This is a genomic window from Erythrobacter sp. QSSC1-22B (assembly GCF_001678665.1).
GTDB lineage: Bacteria > Pseudomonadota > Alphaproteobacteria > Sphingomonadales > Sphingomonadaceae > Qipengyuania.
Map to the genome: position 1 here is coordinate 362,632 of NZ_LZRP01000001.1, position 19,713 is coordinate 382,344.

General features: G+C 65.6%; 23 protein-coding genes and 1 tRNA gene. 17 read left to right on the forward strand and 7 right to left on the reverse strand.

Annotation, left to right across the window (positions count from 1 at the left end; translation table 11 throughout):
• Positions 1–23 precede the first annotated feature (23 nt).
• Positions 24–1,628: a phosphoenolpyruvate carboxykinase gene (locus tag A9995_RS01685; protein WP_067608251.1), complete on the reverse strand. Its 1,605-nt coding sequence runs from the start codon at positions 1,626–1,628 to the stop codon at positions 24–26.
• 202 nt (positions 1,629–1,830) lie between these two features.
• On the opposite strand from A9995_RS01685, the gene A9995_RS01690 reads away from it, so the two are divergent.
• The 8 genes from A9995_RS01690 (at position 1,831) to A9995_RS01725 (ending at position 7,840) form a co-directional block, all read left to right on the forward strand.
• Positions 1,831–2,613 (forward strand): response regulator transcription factor, encoded by a 783-nt coding sequence (locus tag A9995_RS01690; RefSeq protein ID WP_082992450.1) that lies wholly within the window; start codon positions 1,831–1,833, stop codon positions 2,611–2,613.
• Between the two features lie 5 nt (positions 2,614–2,618).
• Entirely contained in the window at positions 2,619–4,187 is a 1,569-nt protein-coding gene (locus tag A9995_RS01695; RefSeq protein ID WP_067608254.1) for an ATP-binding protein, read from the forward strand.
• Positions 4,188–4,191: 4 nt separating this feature from the next.
• Entirely contained in the window at positions 4,192–4,608 is a 417-nt protein-coding gene (locus tag A9995_RS01700) for an HPr kinase/phosphorylase (protein WP_233998041.1), read from the forward strand.
• A gap of 60 nt (positions 4,609–4,668) precedes the next feature.
• The gene (gene rapZ, locus A9995_RS01705) at positions 4,669–5,610 is read left to right on the forward strand and encodes an RNase adapter RapZ (protein ID WP_067608260.1); all 942 of its coding nucleotides are present in this window, start codon (positions 4,669–4,671) and stop codon (positions 5,608–5,610) included.
• Between the two features lie 72 nt (positions 5,611–5,682).
• On the forward strand, positions 5,683–6,111 hold the full coding sequence (locus A9995_RS01710) for a PTS sugar transporter subunit IIA (protein ID WP_067608263.1): 429 nt from the start codon (positions 5,683–5,685) through the stop codon (positions 6,109–6,111).
• On the forward strand, positions 6,108–6,386 hold the full coding sequence (locus tag A9995_RS01715; RefSeq protein ID WP_067608265.1) for an HPr family phosphocarrier protein: 279 nt from the start codon (positions 6,108–6,110) through the stop codon (positions 6,384–6,386). Before A9995_RS01710 ends, A9995_RS01715 begins: the two co-directional genes overlap by 4 nt.
• Positions 6,387–6,402: 16 nt before the next feature.
• Positions 6,403–7,209, forward strand: coding sequence for an RNA methyltransferase (locus A9995_RS01720; protein ID WP_067608268.1), 807 nt, complete (start codon positions 6,403–6,405; stop codon positions 7,207–7,209).
• Between the two features lie 100 nt (positions 7,210–7,309).
• Positions 7,310–7,840, forward strand: coding sequence for a PilZ domain-containing protein (locus tag A9995_RS01725; RefSeq protein WP_067608271.1), 531 nt, complete (start codon positions 7,310–7,312; stop codon positions 7,838–7,840).
• Positions 7,841–7,851: 11 nt separating this feature from the next.
• Here the strand turns inward: A9995_RS01725 and A9995_RS01730 are convergent, their stop codons facing one another.
• The gene (locus A9995_RS01730) at positions 7,852–9,291 is read right to left on the reverse strand and encodes a DNA recombination protein RmuC (RefSeq protein WP_067609445.1); all 1,440 of its coding nucleotides are present in this window, start codon (positions 9,289–9,291) and stop codon (positions 7,852–7,854) included.
• Positions 9,292–9,391: 100 nt separating this feature from the next.
• On the opposite strand from A9995_RS01730, the gene A9995_RS01735 reads away from it, so the two are divergent.
• Complete coding sequence (locus tag A9995_RS01735; RefSeq protein WP_067608274.1) at positions 9,392–9,796, forward strand: four-helix bundle copper-binding protein; 405 nt, start codon at positions 9,392–9,394, stop codon at positions 9,794–9,796.
• Between the two features lie 21 nt (positions 9,797–9,817).
• On the opposite strand, the gene A9995_RS16460 is transcribed toward A9995_RS01735, so the two are convergent.
• From A9995_RS16460 to recR, 3 genes are read right to left on the reverse strand one after another with little or no spacing between them, the layout of a single operon-like run.
• Positions 9,818–10,018, reverse strand: a complete 201-nt coding sequence (locus tag A9995_RS16460) for a hypothetical protein (protein WP_145916763.1) — start codon at positions 10,016–10,018, stop codon at positions 9,818–9,820.
• Entirely contained in the window at positions 10,015–10,581 is a 567-nt protein-coding gene (locus tag A9995_RS01740) for a peptide deformylase (RefSeq protein WP_067608277.1), read from the reverse strand. Before A9995_RS01740 ends, A9995_RS16460 begins: the two co-directional genes overlap by 4 nt.
• Before the next feature lie 50 nt (positions 10,582–10,631).
• Positions 10,632–11,228, reverse strand: coding sequence for a recombination mediator RecR (gene recR / locus A9995_RS01745; protein ID WP_067608280.1), 597 nt, complete (start codon positions 11,226–11,228; stop codon positions 10,632–10,634).
• Between the two features lie 92 nt (positions 11,229–11,320).
• Between recR and fmt the strand changes: the two genes are divergently transcribed.
• The 3 genes from fmt (at position 11,321) to A9995_RS01760 (ending at position 14,174) form a co-directional block, all read left to right on the forward strand.
• The gene (fmt, locus tag A9995_RS01750) at positions 11,321–12,238 is read left to right on the forward strand and encodes a methionyl-tRNA formyltransferase (RefSeq protein WP_067608283.1); all 918 of its coding nucleotides are present in this window, start codon (positions 11,321–11,323) and stop codon (positions 12,236–12,238) included.
• A 5-nt stretch (positions 12,239–12,243) separates the two neighbouring features.
• A complete protein-coding gene (gene truA / locus A9995_RS01755; RefSeq protein ID WP_067608286.1) occupies positions 12,244–12,987 on the forward strand; it encodes a tRNA pseudouridine(38-40) synthase TruA in 744 nt (247 codons plus the stop codon).
• A 74-nt stretch (positions 12,988–13,061) separates the two neighbouring features.
• Positions 13,062–14,174 (forward strand): zinc-binding dehydrogenase, encoded by a 1,113-nt coding sequence (locus A9995_RS01760; RefSeq protein WP_067608289.1) that lies wholly within the window; start codon positions 13,062–13,064, stop codon positions 14,172–14,174.
• Positions 14,175–14,233: 59 nt separating this feature from the next.
• Here A9995_RS01760 and A9995_RS01765 read toward each other — a convergent pair whose 3' ends face one another.
• Positions 14,234–15,211 carry an asparaginase gene (locus A9995_RS01765; RefSeq protein ID WP_067608292.1) on the reverse strand — a complete coding sequence of 326 codons (978 nt, stop codon included), beginning with the start codon at positions 15,209–15,211 and terminating at the stop codon, positions 14,234–14,236.
• A 77-nt stretch (positions 15,212–15,288) separates the two neighbouring features.
• Between A9995_RS01765 and A9995_RS01770 the strand changes: the two genes are divergently transcribed.
• Positions 15,289–15,364 (forward strand) — tRNA-Val (locus tag A9995_RS01770).
• A 29-nt stretch (positions 15,365–15,393) separates the two neighbouring features.
• Here the strand turns inward: A9995_RS01770 and A9995_RS01775 are convergent.
• Entirely contained in the window at positions 15,394–15,957 is a 564-nt protein-coding gene (locus tag A9995_RS01775) for a TlpA disulfide reductase family protein (protein WP_067608295.1), read from the reverse strand.
• 16 nt (positions 15,958–15,973) lie between these two features.
• Here A9995_RS01775 and argH point away from each other — a divergent pair, with 16 nt between their 5' ends.
• The 4 genes from argH (at position 15,974) to A9995_RS01795 (ending at position 19,691) form a co-directional block, all read left to right on the forward strand.
• Positions 15,974–17,350: an argininosuccinate lyase gene (argH, locus tag A9995_RS01780; protein WP_067608298.1), complete on the forward strand. Its 1,377-nt coding sequence runs from the start codon at positions 15,974–15,976 to the stop codon at positions 17,348–17,350.
• On the forward strand, positions 17,347–17,586 hold the full coding sequence (locus A9995_RS01785; RefSeq protein ID WP_067608301.1) for a membrane lipoprotein lipid attachment site-containing protein: 240 nt from the start codon (positions 17,347–17,349) through the stop codon (positions 17,584–17,586). Before argH ends, A9995_RS01785 begins: the two co-directional genes overlap by 4 nt.
• Before the next feature lie 78 nt (positions 17,587–17,664).
• Positions 17,665–18,924, forward strand: coding sequence for a diaminopimelate decarboxylase (gene lysA / locus A9995_RS01790; protein WP_067608305.1), 1,260 nt, complete (start codon positions 17,665–17,667; stop codon positions 18,922–18,924).
• Positions 18,921–19,691, forward strand: coding sequence for a bifunctional precorrin-2 dehydrogenase/sirohydrochlorin ferrochelatase (locus tag A9995_RS01795; protein ID WP_067608308.1), 771 nt, complete (start codon positions 18,921–18,923; stop codon positions 19,689–19,691). The genes lysA and A9995_RS01795 overlap by 4 nt, the downstream gene beginning before the upstream one ends.
• Positions 19,692–19,713 lie beyond the last annotated feature (22 nt).

Sequence of the window (19,713 nt, forward strand, 5' to 3'; positions counted from 1 at the left end):
TGGTCTGGTAACTGGCAGTAAACCTAGGCGGCGACGGGCGCCGAATCGCGGACGCCCTGGTCGACGTGTTCGGCAAAGGGTTCGAAATTGCTGACGAACAATTGCACCAGCTTTTGCGCGGTGCGGTCGTATTCGTCCTTGTCGTCCCAGGTCGTGCGGGGATCGAGGATCGACGCGTCGAGCCCGGCCTGGTCCAGTGCGGGGACCGAGACCGGAACCTCGAAGCCGAAATTCGGGTCCTTGCGGAATTCGACCTCGTTGAGCGAACCGTCGAGCGCGGCGTTGAGCAGTGCGCGAGTGGCCTTGATCGGCATCCGCTTGCCCGTGCCGTATTTGCCCCCGGTCCAGCCGGTGTTGACCAGCCAGCACTGCGCCGCGCCCTCGGCGATCCGCTTCTTGAGCAGATTGCCGTAAACGCTGGGGTGGCGGGGCATGAAGGGCGCGCCGAAACAGGTCGAGAAGGTCGCCTGGGGTTCGGTGACGCCGATTTCGGTCCCGGCGACCTTGGCGGTGTAGCCCGACAGGAAGTGGTACATCGCCTGGTCGGGGGTCAGCCGCGCGATCGGGGGCAGCACGCCGAAGGCATCGGCGGTCAGCATGATCACGTTGGAGGGCGGCGGGCCGAGGTTCTCGGCGCTGGTGTTGGGGATCGAAGACAGCGGATAGGCACCGCGGGTGTTCTCGGCGAGGCTGTTGTCGTCGAGATCGATCTCGCCATCCTCGTTCATCACCACGTTCTCGAGCACCGTGCCTTCCATGCGCGTGGTAGCGAAGATCTCGGGCTCGGCATCGGGATCGAGCCGGATCATCTTGGCGTAGCAGCCGCCCTCGAAATTGAAGACCGCCGTGTCCGACCAGCCATGCTCGTCATCGCCGATCAGCGTGCGGCTGGCATCGGCGCTGAGCGTGGTCTTGCCGGTGCCCGACAGGCCGAAGAACACCGCGGTCTTGCCGTCGGCGCCGATGTTGGCCGAGCAGTGCATCGGCATCACGCCCTTGGGCGGGAGCAGGTAGTTGAGAATACCGAACACGCTCTTCTTCATCTCGCCGGCGTATTTGGTGCCGCCGATCAGGATCAGCTTTTCGGACAGGTTGACCGCAATCACGGTCTCGCTGCGGCAGCCGTGGCGCTCGGGATCGGCGCGGAAGCCCGGCAGGTCGATGATGGTGTATTCGGGGAGGAAGCCGTCGAGTTCTTGCGTCGTCGGACGCACCAGCAGCGTACGGATGAACTGGTTGTGCCACGCCAGCTCGTTGATGACGCGGACGTTGACGCGATACTCGGGCTGCGAACCGCCGAACAGGTCGGCGACATAGAGCGTGTCCTTGCCCTTCAACTCGGCGAGGAAATCCTCCTTCAGCGCCGCGAATTGCGCGGAGGTCATCGAGGCGTTGTTGTCCCACCAAACAGTGTCTTCGGTCTCACCGTCGCGGACGATAAACTTGTCCTTGGCGCTGCGCCCGGTGTGCGCGCCGGTCTCGACCACCAGCGGGCCATGCTTGGCGCGGCGCCCTTCCCCGTTCGCCAGCGCCGCTTTCGTCAGCTCCTCGGAGGAGAGGTTGGCGTGGATCGTCGCATCGGTGGCGAAGCCCTGATCGGCGAGCGAATGGGTAAGCGATGAAGGCACTGAAGTCTCCGAACTGAACGGGCTGTATGAGGCGGCGCGGTTACATGCGAATGCACGGAGCCTTCTCGAACTATTAGGCAAGCCATGCCGCCGCGTCAATTTGAAGGATGTATTCACCATGAGGCGGCGCATCGAACCGCGATTCCAGCGCGTTGAATTGGCGTAGCAAAGCGGATAGGCAGAACCCGACATGGACAATGGTATGCCTCAACCCGATCTTGGAAACGCGGAGCATTCCGCCACACCGGAAACTGCGGCCCCGGTCGACGGCCGAACCGTCATCGCGCTGGTCGACGACGATCGCAATATTCTGACTACAGTGTCGATTGCGCTGCAGTCCGAAGGCTATGCCACCAGGGTGTATTCCGATGGCGAAGCAGCGCTCAAAGCGCTCCTCGAAAACCCGCCGCATCTCGCCGTATTCGACATCAAGATGCCCAAGATGGACGGAATGGAATTGCTGCGCAGACTGCGCGAACATTCCGCGCTGCCGGTAATTTTTCTAACCAGCAAGGATCACGAGCAGGACGAGGAAGCGGGGCTCGAACTTGGCGCTGACGACTATATCGCCAAGCCCTTCAGCCTTCGCCTGTTGCTGGCACGCATTCGCGCGATCCTCCGCCGCAGCGATGCGGTTCTCCCCGAGGGTGCCACCGCGCCAGCTGAGAGCGAACGGCCCACCGAGAAGATCGAGCGCGGACGGCTGGTGATGGACCCGGCGCGCCACCAGGTTACTTGGGGCGGCCGAGCGGTCTCGCTGACGGTTACCGAATTCCTGATCCTCGAGGCGCTGGCGCAACGCCCGGGCGTGATCAAGAGCCGCAACCAGTTGATGGATGCCGCCTATCCCGACGATGTCTTCGTCGACGATCGTACGGTGGACAGCCATATCAAGCGTATGCGGCGCAAATTCCGGGTGGTGGACGACGGGTTCTCGGCGATCGATACACTCTACGGCGCCGGCTACAGCTTCGCCGAGAACTGAACGGCATGACTGATCGGAGCAAGCGGTCCCCGGGCGATCCGCGGATCGAGCAGATGCGCTGGCAAGGACGGCTCTCGCTGACGAGCCGGATTCTGTTCGTCAACGTGTTGCCGCTGGTGCTGCTGGGCGGCGGGTTCATCTATCTCGATTCCTATCGCGAACAATTGCTCGACGAACGTTTCAAGCTGGCGCTGGTGGAGGCGCAAATCACCGCCGAAGCGCTGGCGGGCGCCAGCGATGCGAGGCAGGATGCGCTGCTGATCCAGATCGGCAAGGAGCAACGCCTGCGCATTCGCGTCTATGGTCCCGAGGGCATGCTCGAATCCGACAGTTTCGCACTCGGTCCGCCTTCCTACACGCTGGCCGAAAAGCCCACCGACGGGAACGAGGAATTCGCGCTCACGCTTGATCGCTGGTTCGACCGGATCGTTGGCGCCCCTCCGCTGCCCGACTATGTCGAGCCAACTTCCACGCACGCCGACGCCTGGCCCGAGCTGGCCCGTGCGCGCAGCGAGAGCCTGACCCAGATCGTGCTGCGAGACGCCCCCGATGGCAGCCATGTCATCACCGCGGGGGCGCCGGTGGGGCTCGATGGCAATACGCTGCTGATCACTCGCAATCCGGTCGATATCAACCAGCGAGTGCGCGAGGCGCGCTCGACCGTGGCGCTCGTGGTGCTGGTTGCGCTGCTGGTCTCGACATTGCTGTCGCTGTTTCTCGCGCAGACGATCGTGCGCCCCTTGCGGGAACTGGTCCAGGCAGCGGTGCGCGTGCGACAGGGCCGCGACCGCCAGGTCGAGGTTCCGCGCCTGCCGCAACGTCGCGATGAGGTCGGCATGCTGGCGCGCGCCGTTTCGGACATGACCGGCGCGCTGCGTCAGCGAATCGATGCGGTCGAGAGTTTTGCTGCCGATGTCGCGCACGAGATCAAGAACCCGCTTGCCAGCCTGCGTAGTGCGGTCGAGTCGCTAGCCAAAGTCGAGGACCCCGACCTGCGCCGCCAACTCAACGAAATCGCCAGCCACGACGTGCGCCGGATCGACCGGCTGGTGAGCGACATTTCAGACGCCAGTCGCATCGATGCCGAACTATCGCGGACCACCTTCGAAGAACTCGATCTGGCCCAGCTTGTCGCGAACATCATCGGTTCGCGCGAGGACCGCCATGAGAACGAAGGCAGGATGATCCGCTTCGACGCCCCCACGGGCTCGTATCGTGTGATGGGCGAGCCTGCGCGGCTCGAGCGGGTGATCGAAAACCTGTTGGACAATGCGGTTTCCTTCTCCCCGCCCGACGGCGCTATCGCGATCGATCTCGAGCGAGGCGACGGAAGGGTTCTGCTCGCGGTGAGCGACGAAGGCCCGGGGATTCCGGAAGAGCGGCGCGAGCAGATATTCGATCGCTTCCACTCGCTGCGCCCCGATGCCGAGGAGTTCGGCAATCACTCCGGGCTCGGCCTGGCTATCGCCCGCGCCGTGGCCGAGGCGCATGACGGCACCCTGACCGCCCCGCCGCGCAAGGATGGGGGGGGCGGAGCCTGCTTCGTCCTGAGCCTGCCGGCAATCAAGGGCTGAGTGCGTGGCATTGGCAGTGGCCAATCTCACCTGCATCGCGATCAACGGGCGTGGACTGCTGATCGAAGGGCCTCCGGGGAGCGGTAAATCCACGCTGGCGCTCGAAATGATCGATCGCGGCGCGGTGCTGGTGGGGGACGATGGCGTCACTCTCGACCGTCGCGGCGAGCGCCTCTGGGCCGCCCCACCCCCGCATACTGCAGGCAAGCTCGAGATCCGCGGCGTCGGGATCGTCGACATGCCTTGCGACGAAGCGCCGGTCGCGCTGGTCCTGTCACTCACAGAAATCGTCCCGCGGCTCCCCGAATGCGGCACCGTGGAATGGCTCGGATGCTCCATCCCGCGGCTGGCTTTCGTGGCGAGTTATCCTGCATCCGCCATTCGCGCCGAACACGCTCTGGCGCGCTTCGGGCTCGTTTGAACTGTGGCGAAACCGCGACAGGTTCATTTACATTCCCTGCAGGACTGACAGACTGGCTGCATGACCACAGAATCGCAGCCAGCATCGCAGACAGTCCAAACGACTCACCTGCAGAAGATACTTGTCGTGACCGGTATCTCGGGGGCGGGCAAATCCACCGCCCTGCAGGTGTTGGAGGACCTCGGCTGGGAGGCGATCGACAATTTCCCCATCCGGCTGCTGCCCGACCTGCTCTCGAAGGACGAATGCCAGGTGATGCCGCTGGCGATCGGGATCGATTCGCGCACCCGCGGCTTCATTCCCGGCGAACTCGTCAGCCGCATCAAGGAACTCGCCGCACGCGTCGATCTCGAGGTGCATACGCTCTATCTCGATTGCGCCAGCGGCGAGGTCGAGCGGCGCTACAACGAAACCCGCCGTCGCCACCCGATGGCGCGCGGGCGCCCCATCGGCGAAGGTATCCGCGCCGAGCGCGAACTGCTCGATCCCGTGCGCCGCTGGGCCGAGATGGTCGTCGATACCACCAGCTTCACCAGCAACGATCTCCAGCAAGCGATCCGCGATCGCTTCGCCGACGACGCGCCGCAGGAGTTGACGATTTCGGTAAACAGCTTCGGTTTCGCGCGCGGCATGCCGCCGCTCGCCGATCTGGTGTTCGACATGCGCTTCCTCGACAATCCGCACTGGGTCGATGCCCTGCGCCCGCAGACCGGGCTCGACCCGGGGGTGGGCGCGCATATCGAGCAGGACCCCGCCTTCGCCGCCAGCTTCGCGCGCATCCGCGATCTGGTGCTCGAACTCCTGCCGCATTACGAAGCGCAGGGCCGAGCCTATCTGACGATCGCTTTCGGTTGCACCGGGGGCCGTCATCGCTCGGTCTATACCGCTGAAAAGCTCGCGGCCGCCTTGCTGGGCGCAGGTCGCAGCCCCACCGTGCTGCATCGCAATCTCACCGCCCGCGCCACGGATGCCACCGAGGGACAGGCCGCCCTCGCCGGTTGACTCAGCAATGAGACAGGGTCAAGGGCGCACAGCTTCCGTCTTACGACACCGGACGACACGGGACCCCCACGCATGATCGGCTTGATCCTCGTCACCCACGGCAAGCTTGCCGAGCACTTCATCGATGCGATGGAGCACGTCGTTGGTAAACAGGATTGCATCGCAACGATCTGCATCGGTCCCAACGACGACATGGAGCGCCGCCGGCAGGAAATCGCCGATGCGATCACCGAAGTCGATACCGGCAAGGGCGCAATCATTCTGACCGATCTGTTCGGTGGCACCCCTTCAAACCTCGCCATTTCGCTGCTCGACGCCGGGCGGGTCGAGGTTATCGCTGGGATCAACCTGCCGATGCTGATCCGACTGGCCGGAGCGCGCAAAGCGATGGATGTGACCCAGGCGGTCGAGGCAGCGCAGGAAGCCGGGCGCAATTACATCACCGTGGCCAGCAAGTTCCTCGGCCATGACGAGGCCGCGCCGCGAAAGCAGGCCTCTTGAGCGAACTGACCCGCGAATTGACGGTGGTGAACCAGCGCGGCCTGCATGCTCGGGCCAGCGCCAAATTCGTCAGCGCCGTGAGCGAACTGTCGGAAGCCACCAAGGTCACCGTGGCCAAGGACGGAACCGCCGCCGCGGGTGGATCGATCCTCGGGCTGATGATGCTCGGCGCAGCCAAGGGCGATACCATCGTGCTGACCGTTTCCGGCGAGAACGCCGAGATTGTGATGGCGCAGCTCTCCGCGATGATCGAGGACGGGTTCGGCGAGACTTGACCGCCGCGCTGCTGCCATGATCGAACGTCGCCGGATCACCGGTTTTTCCAATCCCACCGTCAAGGCGCTGCGCGCGCTGCGCGACAAGAAGCATCGCAAGCGCGAGCGCCGCTTCCTCGCCGAGGGACTGCGGCTCCTGACCGATGCGCGTGACTGCGGCCATGTACCCGAAATTCTGGTGCTGTCCGACGCTCGCGACCCGCACCCGCTGCTCGCCGCGCTGGAGGCCGAAGTTGCCGCCGCCGGGGGCGAGATCATCGAGACGACACCCGATATCCTGTCGAAGATCACCGGCAAGGATAACCCGCAGTCGGTGGCGGGCGTGTTCACCGAATTCGACACCGCGCTGGCCGCGATCGATCGCACACAAGCGCCGATCTGGCTGGTTGCACAGGCGCTACGAGACCCGGGCAATCTGGGCACCATGTTGCGCACCGGCGATGCGATCGGCGCGGGCGGGCTGATCCTGATCGATGATTGCGCCGATCCCTTCAGCGTCGAGGCGGTCCGCGCCAGCATGGGGGCGGTGTTCACGCAAGCGATCGCCCAGGCAAAGTGGGACGAATTCCTTCCCTGGCTCCGCGGTGGCCAGGGCCAGTTGGTGGCTGCCAGCCTGCGTGATGCACAGCGCTATCGCGGTGCGCCCTATACCGCACCGTGCTTCATTATGGTCGGGAATGAATCGCGTGGCCTGCCCGAGGATTACGAACTGGCCTGCGACCTCAGGGTCACCATGCCGATGCGTGGCCGCGCCGACAGCCTCAATGCTGCAGTGGCTGCAGCGGTGCTGGGCTATGAAATATTGGCGTATCTCGACAAGTGAAAGCGTTGCGCTTGTTGTACACTCGCTGAGGAAAATCGCTCGGGAGCACACGGCTTGCTTGGCAGAGCAACTTAATTTCTATTAGGTCCGAGGTCGCACGATGGAAAAAAATCACACCGAAGGCCGCGCAGAGCCGCGAACCAACCTGTTCGTCGCGGCGACGATTGCAACCGACGCAATGACGGGCCCTGTCCGCCTGCGCAATATCTCGCCCTGCGGCGCCAAGGTGGAGGCGGCCGAACTGCCCGATGTCGGCGCCCGCGTGCGCCTGCGGCGCGGCTCGCTATCCGTAACGGGCGTGGTTGGCTGGCGTAATGGCAAGGCAATGGGGCTGCGCTTCGACCGCCCCACCGATGTCGCGCTGTGGCTGCCGTCGGGCCAGAGCAGCCAGCAGCAGGTGGATACGGTCGTAAAAGCGCTCAAACAGGGCGAATACCATGCCCCTTCTCCTGGTCCGGCACCCGCGCGCAATTCCGAATCCTACGAACTCCTAAGCATTGCGGACCTGCTTGAAGGCCTCGGAGATGCCCTGAGCGAGGATGCCGGGGTGGTGGAGAAATATTTCGCCAAGCTTCAGGTGCTCGACATCGCGACTCAGAAGCTGCGGCAGATCGGTTCGCGCAAGTCGTAGGCTGACCGCGACTAGTCTTCGTCCGACTGACCGCTCTCGATCTGCGCCGCGTCCTCATTGTTGTAGCGCGGTGTCGCCTCGACGATCGGGACTTCCTCGATCTCGCGCTTGCCGATCTCGATACCCTTGTCCGACAGCCGCCGACCCGCCGACAGGACATTGCGCTCGAAACTGCCGACGAACTTGTTGTAATTGTTGACTGCGGTTTCGAGACCGCCGCCGACGCGCTTCATATGCTCGGCAGCCACCGCGAGCCGGTCGTAGAGTTCCGCGCCCGCCTTGCCGATCTCCACCGCTTCGCGCGCGATCGTGTCCTGCCGCCAGACCTGCGCCACGGTGCGCGCGATCGCGACCAGATTGGTCGGGGTCGCCAGCAGCACCTTGTTACGGAAAGCGTAGTCCCACAATTCGGGATCGTGTTCGAGCGCCGCGGCAACGAAATGCTCGCCGGGGACGAACATCACGACATAGTCGGGCGCCTCGTCGAACTGGCTTTGATAGCTCTTGGTGCCCAGCGTCTGGACATGGTTGCGCATCGATTTGGCGTGCAAATCGAGGTGGCGGATCCGCTCCTCGTCGCTGTCCGCCTCGAATGCCGCCTGATAGGCGTTGAGCGAGACCTTGGCGTCGATCACCAGCTTCTTCTGGCCGGGCACATGGATGATCGCATCGGGCCGCAGCCGACCCTCGTCGGTGTCGACCGAGTGTTCGAGCGTGAAATCGGTGTGTTCGGACAGCCCGCATTGCTCGAGCACGTTCTGCAAGGCCCGCTCGCCCCAGCGGCCGCGCGCCTTGGGGGCGTTGGTGAGCGAATTGCCCAGCCGTTGCGCCTCGCGCCGGACCTCTTCCTGCCCAAGCCGCATCTGCTCGATCTGCGTGGCGAGAGAGGAAAACGCATTCGTCCGCTTTTCTTCCAGAGCAGCGACCTGGTCTTCATACTTTTTCAGCCGGTCGCCCACCGGTTGCAGCAATTCGCGGATCTTGGCTTCGGAAGTTCGCTCCGAATGCCCGAAGCGTTCGGTCGCCCGTTCGAGAAAGGACTCCTGCGCCTTGGACAGCACCGCCGAACCGGTGTTCTGGAATTCCTTGAGCATTTCCTCGCGCGCCTCGACCAGCAGGCGCTTCTGCTCGTCGAAATTGGCGGTCTTTTCCTTGAGCGTCGCCAGCTCCGAGGCAAGCGCGGAATTGGTGCGGCGTACCTCCTCCATCGCAGTCTCGTGCCCCGAGCGCGTTTCGCGCAGCTCGACGGTCAGCTCGTCCGCGCGCGCCGCCCTGACCGTGGCGTTCTCCAGTTCGACGATCGCCTTGCGGAATTTCTCGTCCAGCTCGCGCGCCTCGGCGTCGCGTTCGCCGTGACGGGTCTTCCACTCGGCGGCAGGGCGCGAACCGAAAAACCAGCCGAGACCGGCGCCGATGATCAGCGCTGCAAGCGCGACGACAATTGCGAGCATTTCCACGCTCGGAACATAGATGGAACGGTGGCGCAGGCCAAGCGCGCTTCGGAACAATCCCCAGCTCCACCCGCTCCATTGAGCGAAAGGAGAATTTCTCATGTCGATCAAGGAAATGATCAAGGACCACCCGCAGGTCGGTGGCGACTACAACGAGCAACTGGGCGAGGCGGTCAAGCACACGATGTATGGTGCAGCGATCATGAACAGCTGTGCCGATGCCTGTCTTGCCGAACCAAACGCGGGGGAGCGTGCGCAATGCATTCGTCGCTGCCTCGACGCTTCGGATGCCTGCACCGCGTTCTACCGCATGGCCAGCCGTCGCACCGGGGGCAATGTCGCGGCGATCAAGGCGATGGGCGAGGCGGTACTGGTGGCAGTCGAAGGCTGCCATGCAGAATGCTCGATGCACGAGGATGCACATTGCAAGCGCTGTGCAACGATGTGCGAAGAAGTGCGCGACGATGTACGCAAGGCGCTCGATGCGATGATCGACGCCAAATGAACCGGGCGCCGCAGGGTCGATCTAGCTATCGGCCCTGCGCTTCGTCACGAGATTGTACAGAAGCCAGAACCCCAGCGTAAAGGCGCTGAAATAGATGGCAAAGCGGATCGCGAGCTGATCGAAGCTGTCGCCGTCGTCGAAATATCGCCAAGTGCACATAACCACCGCAAACAGCAGCCCTGAAATAGCTGCTCGCTGCAGGCTTACGGGCTTGTCGCTCAAGCGGCCTCGCGCAGCTTGCGCAGTTTCTTGAGCGCCATGTTGCGCTTGAGCCGGCTGAGGTGGTCGATGAACAGGATCCCCTCGAGATGATCCATCTCGTGCTGAAGGCAGGTCGCCATCAGCCCGTCGAGGCTTTCCTCGTGCCACTGGCCCTCGAGGTCCTGATAGCGCACGCGGCAATGCATCGGGCGATCGACATCGGCGTAGATTTCCGGAACCGAGAGGCAACCTTCCTGGTAGCTCTCGAGCTCGTCGGCCGGGTCGAGGATTTCCGGGTTCACGAAGATCCGGGGTTCCATGCGGGTGGGCTGATGGGTGTGCTGGTGGCCGCCGTGGTTGCAGGCCTCGGGCTCGGCATCCTCGTCGTCGGGCTGGAGATCGATCACCAGCAGGCGCTTGGGCACCCCGACCTGGATCGCGGCCAGCCCGATCCCGGGCGCATCATACATCGTCTCGAACATGTCGGCGACGAGCTCTTTGAGCCCCTCGTCGAATTCGGTGACGGGTTCGGACACGAGTTTGAGCCGGGGATCGGGCACTTCGAGGATTTCACGGATAGCCATAGGAGGCGATTTAGGATGCGATGGCCGTCTTCGCAAGTATCGCCAGCCGGTTAACCCACCGGCCGCCGCGCACGCAGCGCCTGTGCCAGCGTTCCTTCGTCGAGATAGTCGAGCTCGCCGCCCACCGGCAGGCCATGCGCCAGCTGGGTAATGCGGATCGAGAAGCTCTCCAGCCGTTCGGCGAGATAATGCGCGGTGGTCTGGCCCTCGAGCGTGGCGTTCATCGCCAGCACCACCTCGTCCACCCCGCCCCGCTCGACCCGCGCCAGCAGGCCCGCAACATCGAGATCCTCGGGTCGCACCCCGTCGAGCGCGGACAGCCGCCCGCCGAGCACGTGATAGGTCCCGGTGAACAGCTTAGCGCGGTCGAGCGCCCACAGGTCCGCGACATCCTCGACCACGCAGATCGCCTTGGGATCGCGGCGCGGGTCGGCGCAGATGCCGCAGGGGTTGCTGGTGTCGACATTGCCGCAGATCTCGCATTCGACCAGCGTCTCGCCGACCTGCGCCAGCGCCTCGATCAGTGCGGGCAGCGCGCTCTCGCGGCGTTTGACCAGCCACAGCACCACCCGGCGCGCGCTGCGCGGGCCAAGGCCGGGCAGCCGGGACAGCGCCGAAGCGAGGGTTTCGATCTCTTGCGATGCCATGGGGCGACAGATAGGGGCGCAAGCACAGAATTGAAAACCGAAACTCCTCCTTCGACCCGTGCTCGAAGATCAGCCCCCGCGGAAAGACCATCATGCGCATCATCTTCATGGGAACGCCCGACTTCGCCGTACCGACGCTGCGCGCAATCCATAAGGCCGCGCATGAGGTGGTTGCGGTCTACACCCAGCCGCCCCGCCCGGCGGGCCGCGGCAAGCAGCTTCAGCCCTCGGCGGTGCAGAACGAAGCGGAAGTGCTCGGGCTCGAGGTGCGCAGCCCCGCCTCGCTCAAATCGCCCGAGGAGCAGGCGCGTTTTGCCGCGCTCGAGGCCGATATCGCGGTGGTCGCCGCCTACGGGCTGATTCTGCCGCAGGCCATCCTCGACGCGCCCACCCATGGCTGCCTCAACGTCCACGCCTCGATCCTGCCACGCTGGCGCGGCGCGGCGCCGATCCACCGCGCAATCATGACGGGCGATCCCACCACCGGGGTGACGATCATGCAGATGGAGGCGGGGCTCGACACCGGGCCGATGCTGGCGACCTTGCGCAAGCCGATCGAACGCCAGACGACGGGCGAGCTGACCGAGGAACTGGCCGAGCTGGGCGCACAGCTGATGGTCGGCACCTTGCGCGAACTGGCGAACCACCGCCCGGTGAAGCAGAACGATGCCGAGGCGACCTATGCCCCCAAGATCGACAAGTCCGAGGCGCGGATCGACTGGAACGAGGACGCGGAGACGATCGAACGGAACATTCGCGCGCTGGCGCCCTTCCCCGGTGCCTGGTTCGAGCTCGAAGGCGAGCGGGTGAAGCTGCTGAGGGCCGAGATCGTCGAACTCGAGAACGAAACCAAGGCCAGCCCCGGACAGGCGCTCGACAACGATCTCGCCATTGCCTGCGGCAGCGGCGCGATTCGTCCGCTGCGGCTCCAGCGCGCGGGCAAGCCGGCGATGGATCGCGCCGAATTCCTGCGCGGACGCCTCGTCGCACAGGGGATGCAGCTCGCCTGATCCCGATGACCCGTTTCGCGCTCACCCTCGAATTCGACGGCGGACCCTTTTTCGGATTCCAGCGGCAGAAGGACGGGCCCAGCATCCAGCGCTCGGTGGAGGCGGCGATCCACGGCGTGACCGGCGAGCGGGTCGCGCTGCACAGCGCGGGCCGGACCGACGCCGGGGTGCATGCCATCGCGATGCGCTGCCATTGCGATATCCCCACATCACTCGTCCCCTTCCGGCTGATGGGAGCGATCAACGCGCATCTGCGCCCCGATCCGATCGCCGTGACGCGGTGCGAAGTGGTCCCCGACGACTGGCACGCGCGCTTTTCCTGCACCGGACGCCGCTATCTCTACCGCATCGTCAACCGCCGCGCCCCGCTGGCGCTGGATCGAGCCCGGGCCTGGCAGATCGTGCCCGAGGTGGATACCGAAGCCATGCAGCGCGCGGCGCAGCTGCTGGTCGGACAGCATGATTTCACCACCTTCCGCTCGGCGCATTGCCAGTCCAAGAGCCCGGTCAAGACGCTCGACCGGCTCGAGGTCGAGACTTCGGGCGAGGAAGTCCGCATCCACGCTGCAGCGCGCAGTTTCCTGCATCATCAGGTGCGTTCGATGGTTGGCTGTCTCGCGCTGGTCGGCATGGGTCGGTGGAGCGAGGAAAGGCTTGCCAGCGCGCTCGCAGCGCGCGACCGCCAGCAACTGGGGTTGAATGCACCCCCCCATGGCCTCTACTTCATGGAAGCCATTTATCCCGATTAGGCCAATTCCCTACAGGCCAAAAATTCTACAGGCCAAAAATTCTACAGGCCAAAAATTCTACAGGAGAGAGACCGATGACCACGACAGGCAAGCAGATCTTCACCACGCTCGCGAGCGACGGCACGCTGACCGTCGAAGTGGCCGAAAGCACCTTCCCCGACCCCAAGGGGAATCAGGTTCTGGTCAAAATGGAAGCCGCACCGATCAATCCCTCGGATCTCGCGCTGCTGACCGGCGCCGCGGATCTCGAAAACGCCGAATATTCCCCCGGCAAGCTCGTCGCGCGGATGCCCGAGCCGTTCAATTCGGGGGCCAAGGGCCGCCACGACAAGCGCCTGCCCGTCGGCAATGAAGGCGCGGGCACCGTGATCGCGACCGGCGATGGCGAGATGGCCAAAGCGCTGATGGGCCAACGGGTCGCCTGCGTCCCCGGTACCGCCTTCTCCGAATACGCGATCGCCGAGGCGACGATGTGCCTGCCGCTGGGCGATATCTCCGCCGAGGACGGCGCCAGCGCCTTCGTCAACCCGATGACCGCGCTGGGCTTCGTCGAGACCGCCAGGGCCGAAGGGCACAAGGCGATCGTCCACTCCGCCGCCGCATCCAATCTGGGCCAGATGCTCAACCGCATCTGCCAGGAAGACGGCATGCAACTGGTGAACATCGTCCGCAAGCGCGAGCAGGTCGAGTTGCTCAAGTCGCAGGGCGCGCAATATGTCGTCAATTCCTCCGACGAGGATTTCATGGCGCAGCTGCGCAGCGCGATCGACGCGACCGACGCCTACCTCGGCTTCGATCCGATCGGTGGCGGGAAGACGGTGGACCATTGCCTGAAAGCGATGGAACAGGTCGCGGTGTCCAAGATGACCGAGTTCAACCGCTATGGTTCGAACCAAGCCAAGAAGATGTATATCTACGGACGGCTCGACATGGGACCCACGGTACTGACCCCGGCCTATGGTTTCGGCTTTACAGTGTCGGGCTGGCTGCTGACCCCGTTCCTGCAGCAGGCGGGAATGGAAACCGTGGTGCGGATGCGGCAGCGGGTGCTCGACAATCTCACCACCACCTTCGCCAGCAAGTACAAGCGCAAGGTCAATCTGGAAGAGATGCTGACCAAGAACGCGGTGCTCGACTATCGCGCCATGAAGACCGGCGAAAAATATCTGGTCGTGCCCAACAGCTAGGCCTGTTGCTGCCGGGTCCTCGCCGATGCGGGGACCCGGTTGTCAGCGTCCCCCGGTTATCAGCGTCCGTCGAAGGCGCGCTGGATCGCCGCGCGTTCGGTTTCGCCGCTGGCAATCAGCAATTGCAGCAATATCCGCGCTTTGGCCGGATTGAGCGCGCGCGAGGCGACGAAGCCGTTCGCAGCGTCATCGGGCTCGGCATCGACCAGCCCCTCGTCGGCGCGGCTGGCCCGGACGACCTGCAGGCCTTGGGCGCAGCGTCGCACCAGTTCGCGGCGCGCGGCTTCGGGCATATTGCCCTCGCCCACACCGGCCACCACCACGCCGCGCGTATCGGGCCCGATGCAGCGCGCCACCGCCTCGCCGCACAGCCCGGAATAGGCGGCGACGATGACGACCTCGGGCAGCGCATCCACCCAGCCGAACCGCGGTTCGCCGACGGCCCGCCACGGCGCGCCGAACCATTCGAGCGACGAAGGCGTGACCAGCCCGACCGATTCGCGCGGAAAACCGCGGAAGGCTTCGGTCCCGCGGGTGCGGACCTTGCGAACGTCGCGCCCGCCGAAGATGCGGTCGCCCATCACCACCAGCACCCCGCGCCCGGCGGCCTCGCCATCGCCCGCCACACGCATGGCGTTGGCGAAATTACGCAGGCCGTCATAGCCCACCGCATCGGCGGGCCGCATCGCGCCGACCATCACCACCGGCTTGTGAACCGGCAGCGTCAGATCGAGCAGGAAGGCGGTTTCCTCCAGCGTGTCGGTACCATGGGTGATGACGATGCCTTGGCATTCGGGATCGCCCAGCGCCGCCAGCGTCGCGCGGTGGAGGTCGTTCCAGACCCCTTGGCCGATATCCGCCGAATCGATATTGGCGATCTGCTGCGCGGATAGCTCCGCCGACAGGCCCAGCCCCGCGACATTTTCGAGATAGTCCTCGATCGCGATCTGGCCGGCGCTGTAATCCTTGGCGGTCGCCGAGCCGGCGATCCCGGCAATCGTGCCGCCAGTGGCGAGTACGGTGAGCTTTACGGTCATCGCCGCCGCGCCTAGCGCCGCGACCGGCGCAACGGCAATTGATTTTGAATGATTGCGCGCTATGTGGACAGCCCGTGGGGCGCTTAGCTCAGTTGGTAGAGCATCTCGTTTACACCGAGAGGGTCGGCGGTTCGAGCCCGTCAGCGCCCACCACGGACACCCCGAAGTTGCCTCCGGCGCCGCTATTGCGCGGCCAGCGCTTCGTCGATTGCGCCCCGGATTTCCGGGGCCGACCAGTCGAGTTCGCCCGCAACGCGCCATACCTCGCGGCCCGCGCCATCGTAGAGCACGGTGGTCGGCAGCGCCTGCGCCAGCGCCGTCGAGAGCTGGGTTTCGGGGTCGATCCAGGGTTCGAGATGCTCGAGCCCGGTCTCGTCGAAGAAGGGCTTCACCTTCTCTGTCTGGAGGTCCTGACTGGCGGCGATCACCGTCAGTTCGTCGCCATAATCGCCCGCGAGATCGTCGAGCAGCGGCATTTCCTTGACGCAAGGGGCGCACCAGGTGGCCCACAGGTTGAGCAGCACCGGCCCGCCCTGCAGCGCACCGAGATTGAGTACGCGCCCGTCGGGATCGACCAGATTGACCGCGGGCATCAGTTCGCCCGCCTGGCTGCGATCGATCTCGCCCGCCGCGAAGCTACCGGCGCTGGAGGTTTCTTGCGCCCCCTCGGGCGCTCCCCTATCGCAGCCGGCCAGGCCGAGACCGGCGATGAGGATGGTGGCAAGAGTGAGCGAGACGCGGGACAAGCAGGCTTCCAATACGATGTGGGGAGGCAGGTTCGCCGAAGGACCTAGCGCGATCATGCGCGAAATCAACGCCTCGATCCCGTTCGACAAGGCGCTGTGGCGGCAGGACATCGCGGGCAGCCGCGCGCATGTCGCGATGCTGGCGGCGCAAGGTATCGTCAGCCCGGAGGACGCACGGGCGATCGACGAGGGCCTCCAGTCCATCGCCGCTGAATACGAGCGCGACGGGGTGCCCGAGGACTGGGACCTCGAAGACATCCACATGACCGTGGAATCGCGGCTGGCCGAGCTGGTCGGTCCGGTGGCGGGCCGGCTGCACACCGCGCGCAGCCGCAATGATCAGGTGGCGACCGATTTCAAACTCTGGATGCGCGAGGCGATGCTGCGCGCCGAGGCCGGAATCGAATCGCTCCAGCGGGCGCTGGTGATGCGCGCTGAGGAACATGCGGACACGATCATGCCCGGCTTCACCCACCTCCAGACCGCGCAGCCGGTGACGCTGGGGCATCATCTGCTGGCCTATTACGAGATGACGCGGCGCGACCGCAGCCGGTTTGCCGATGCGCGCGCGCGGATGGACGAATGCCCGCTGGGCAGCGCGGCGCTGGCCGGGACGGGGTTCCCGATCGACCGCGAGGCGACTGCCAAGGCGCTGGGTTTCGCGCGCCCCACCCGCAATAGCCTCGATGCCGTGTCCGACCGCGATTTCGCGATGGATTACCTCGCTGCGGCGAGCCAGTGCGCGATCCATCTCTCGAGGCTGGCGGAGGAGCTGATCATCTGGGCGAGCCAGCCGTTCGGCTTCGTGCGGATGCCCGACACGCTTTCTACCGGCAGCTCGATCATGCCGCAAAAGAAGAACCCCGACGCCGCCGAGCTGGTGCGCGGCCATGCCGGGCGGATCATCGGCTGCGCCACCGCGCTGATGGTGACGATGAAGGGTCTGCCGCTGGCCTATTCCAAGGACATGCAGGACGATAAGCCGCCGGTGTTCGAAGCCGCCGGCCTGCTCGACCTGTGCCTCGCCGCTGCCGCGGGGATGATCGCCGACAGCCGCTTCGAGGTCACGCGGATGCGACAGGCGGCGGAGCTCGGCTATGCCACCGCGACCGATCTTGCCGACTGGCTGGTGCGCGAGGCCGATATTCCCTTCCGCGAGGCGCATCACATTACCGGCGCGGCGGTGCGGCTCGCGGAAAGCCGCGGGGTCGCGCTCGATGCGCTGTCGCTGGACGAGCTCACCGCTATCGACGCACGCATCGAACAGCGCGTTTTCGCCGCACTGTCCGTCGATGCCTCGGTCGCGGCGCGCGCCTCCTATGGCGGCACCGCGCCCGATCAGGTAAGGCAGCGCGTGGCCGAAGCGCGCAGCGAATTGGGAATCGACGAATGACACGCACACTGATCGCGATCGGCGCCCTGTTGGCGCTGACCGCCTGCGGACAACAGGCCGAGCTGGAGCCCGCGCCCGGAGCGACGCTGCCCGTCGCTCCCTATGGCAGCACGACCCCGCCCGATGCCGCAGAACTGCTCGAACTCGCGCCCCAGGCCGCGCCGGAACGCAGCGTCGAGTTGCGCCGCCGGTCGGAAGAGCGTCAGGACGATCCCTTCGACCTGCCGCCCGAGTAGCTTGCTCCCGCTTAGCTTGGCAGCCGCAAAGCACAGATAACTCGACTTGCGCCCCGCATCGCGGCATGCGGCGCCGCGATGGATCATTTCACTCTCCGCAACGGCGTGCTCCACGCCGAAGACGTGCCGCTCCCCGCGATTGCCGAGGCGGTCGGCACCCCCGTTTATGTCTATTCGCGCGCCACGATCGAGCGCCACGCCGCGGTGTTCCGCGAGGCGCTGGCGCCGCTCGACAACCCGCACATCGCCTTCGCGGTGAAGTCCAACCCCAACCTCGCGGTGCTGCGCGTCCTCGCGCGGCAGGGCTATGGCGCCGATGTGGTCTCTGGCGGCGAGCTGATCCGCGCGCTGGCCGCGGGCATGAAGCCTGCGGACATCGTGTTTTCCGGGGTCGGCAAGACCCATGCCGAGCTCGAGCAGGGGCTGCGCGAGGATATCGGCCAGTTCAACATCGAGAGCGAGGAAGAGGGCTACGAACTTGCCATGATCGCACGCCGCGCGGGCAAGCTGGCGCGCTGCGCCCTGCGGGTGAACCCCGATGTCGATGCGCGCACGCATGAGAAGATCTCGACCGGCAAGAGCGAGAACAAGTTCGGCGTGCCGCTCGACCGCGCGGCGGAAATCTACACCGCGCTGGCGGACGAGGACGGGCTCGATATGCGCGGCATCGCGGTGCATATCGGCAGCCAGCTCGCCAGCCTCGAACCGCTCGAGACAGCGTTCGGCAAGGTCGGCGCACTGATCGCCGAGCTGCGCGCCGCGGGCTGCAAGGTCACCCATGCCGATCTCGGCGGCGGGCTCGGTGTCCCCTATCGCGCGGGCGAGGTGCTCCCCGCCCCGGCCGAATACGGCGCCATGGTCGCACGGGTGACGAAGGGCTGGGACGTCCGGCTTATGTTCGAACCCGGCCGGGTGATCGCGGGCAATGCCGGCGTGCTGCTGACCCGCGTGGTGCGGGTCAAGCGCGGGCTGACGCATCCCTTCGTGGTTGTCGATGCGGCGATGAACGATCTCGCGCGCCCCGCGCTCTACGGCGCCTGGCACGATTTCGACGCGGTCGAACCGACCGGCGAGCGCACCACCGCGCATATCGTCGGGCCGATCTGCGAGACCGGCGACACCTTCGCCATGAACCGCGAATGCGACGCGCTGACCACCGGCGATCTCGCGGTGTTCCGCACCGCGGGCGCCTATGGCGCAACCATGGCCTCCTCCTACAATTCGCGCGGTTTCGTGGCCGAGGTGCTCGTCGACGGCGACCGCTTCGCCACCGTCGCCGACCGGATCGCGCCCGCCGCGATCATGGACGCTGAACGCATGCCCGACTGGCTGGCATGAACAGCCTGCCGCTCTTCCACCGGATTGCCGGTACGCGGGTCGTGCTGGTCGGCAGCGGCCCGATGGCCCAGGCCAAGCAGCGACTGGTCGAGCGCGCCGGGGGCGAAATCTGCAGCGAGGCCGAGGCCCACCATGCGCGGCTGGCTTTCGTAGCGCTGGAGGATGGGCGTGCGGCGGAATCGGCGGCGCTGCGGCTCAAGCGGCTCGGACTGCTGGTCAATGTCGCCGACCGCCCGGAATTGTGCGATTTCACCCTCCCCAGCGTGCTCGAACGCGAACCGGTTCTGATCGCGGTGGGCACCGGCGGCGCATCGGCGGGGCTGGCCAAGCATCTGCGGCTGCGGCTCGAGCGGCTGCTGCCGGCCGGGCTCGGCACGCTGGCGAGCGGGCTGTCGGAAGCCAGGGGCCGGATTCGCGCACGCTGGCCCGATGGCGACGACCGCCGCCGCGCCATCGATGCGGCGCTGTCCGAGCACGGCCCGCTTGATCCGCTCGCAAGCGGAAGCGATGAGCGTGTCGAGAACTGGCTGACGGATGCTGCCGAGCCTCAGGGCGCGCAAACCATCGAGATAGCGCTCGCCGGCGACGATCCCGACGATCTCACGCTGCGGCAGGCGCGGCTGCTCGGAATGGCCGACACCGTGTTGCACGATCCCGGCATCCCCGAAGCCATCCTGATCCGCGCCCGCGCCGATGCGCGGCGGATGGCGCTGCCCTGCGATCCGCCCGAGGACGGGCTGACGATCGTGTTGCGCAAAACCGTGTGAACACCGCGCAAGCTGGGTAGCT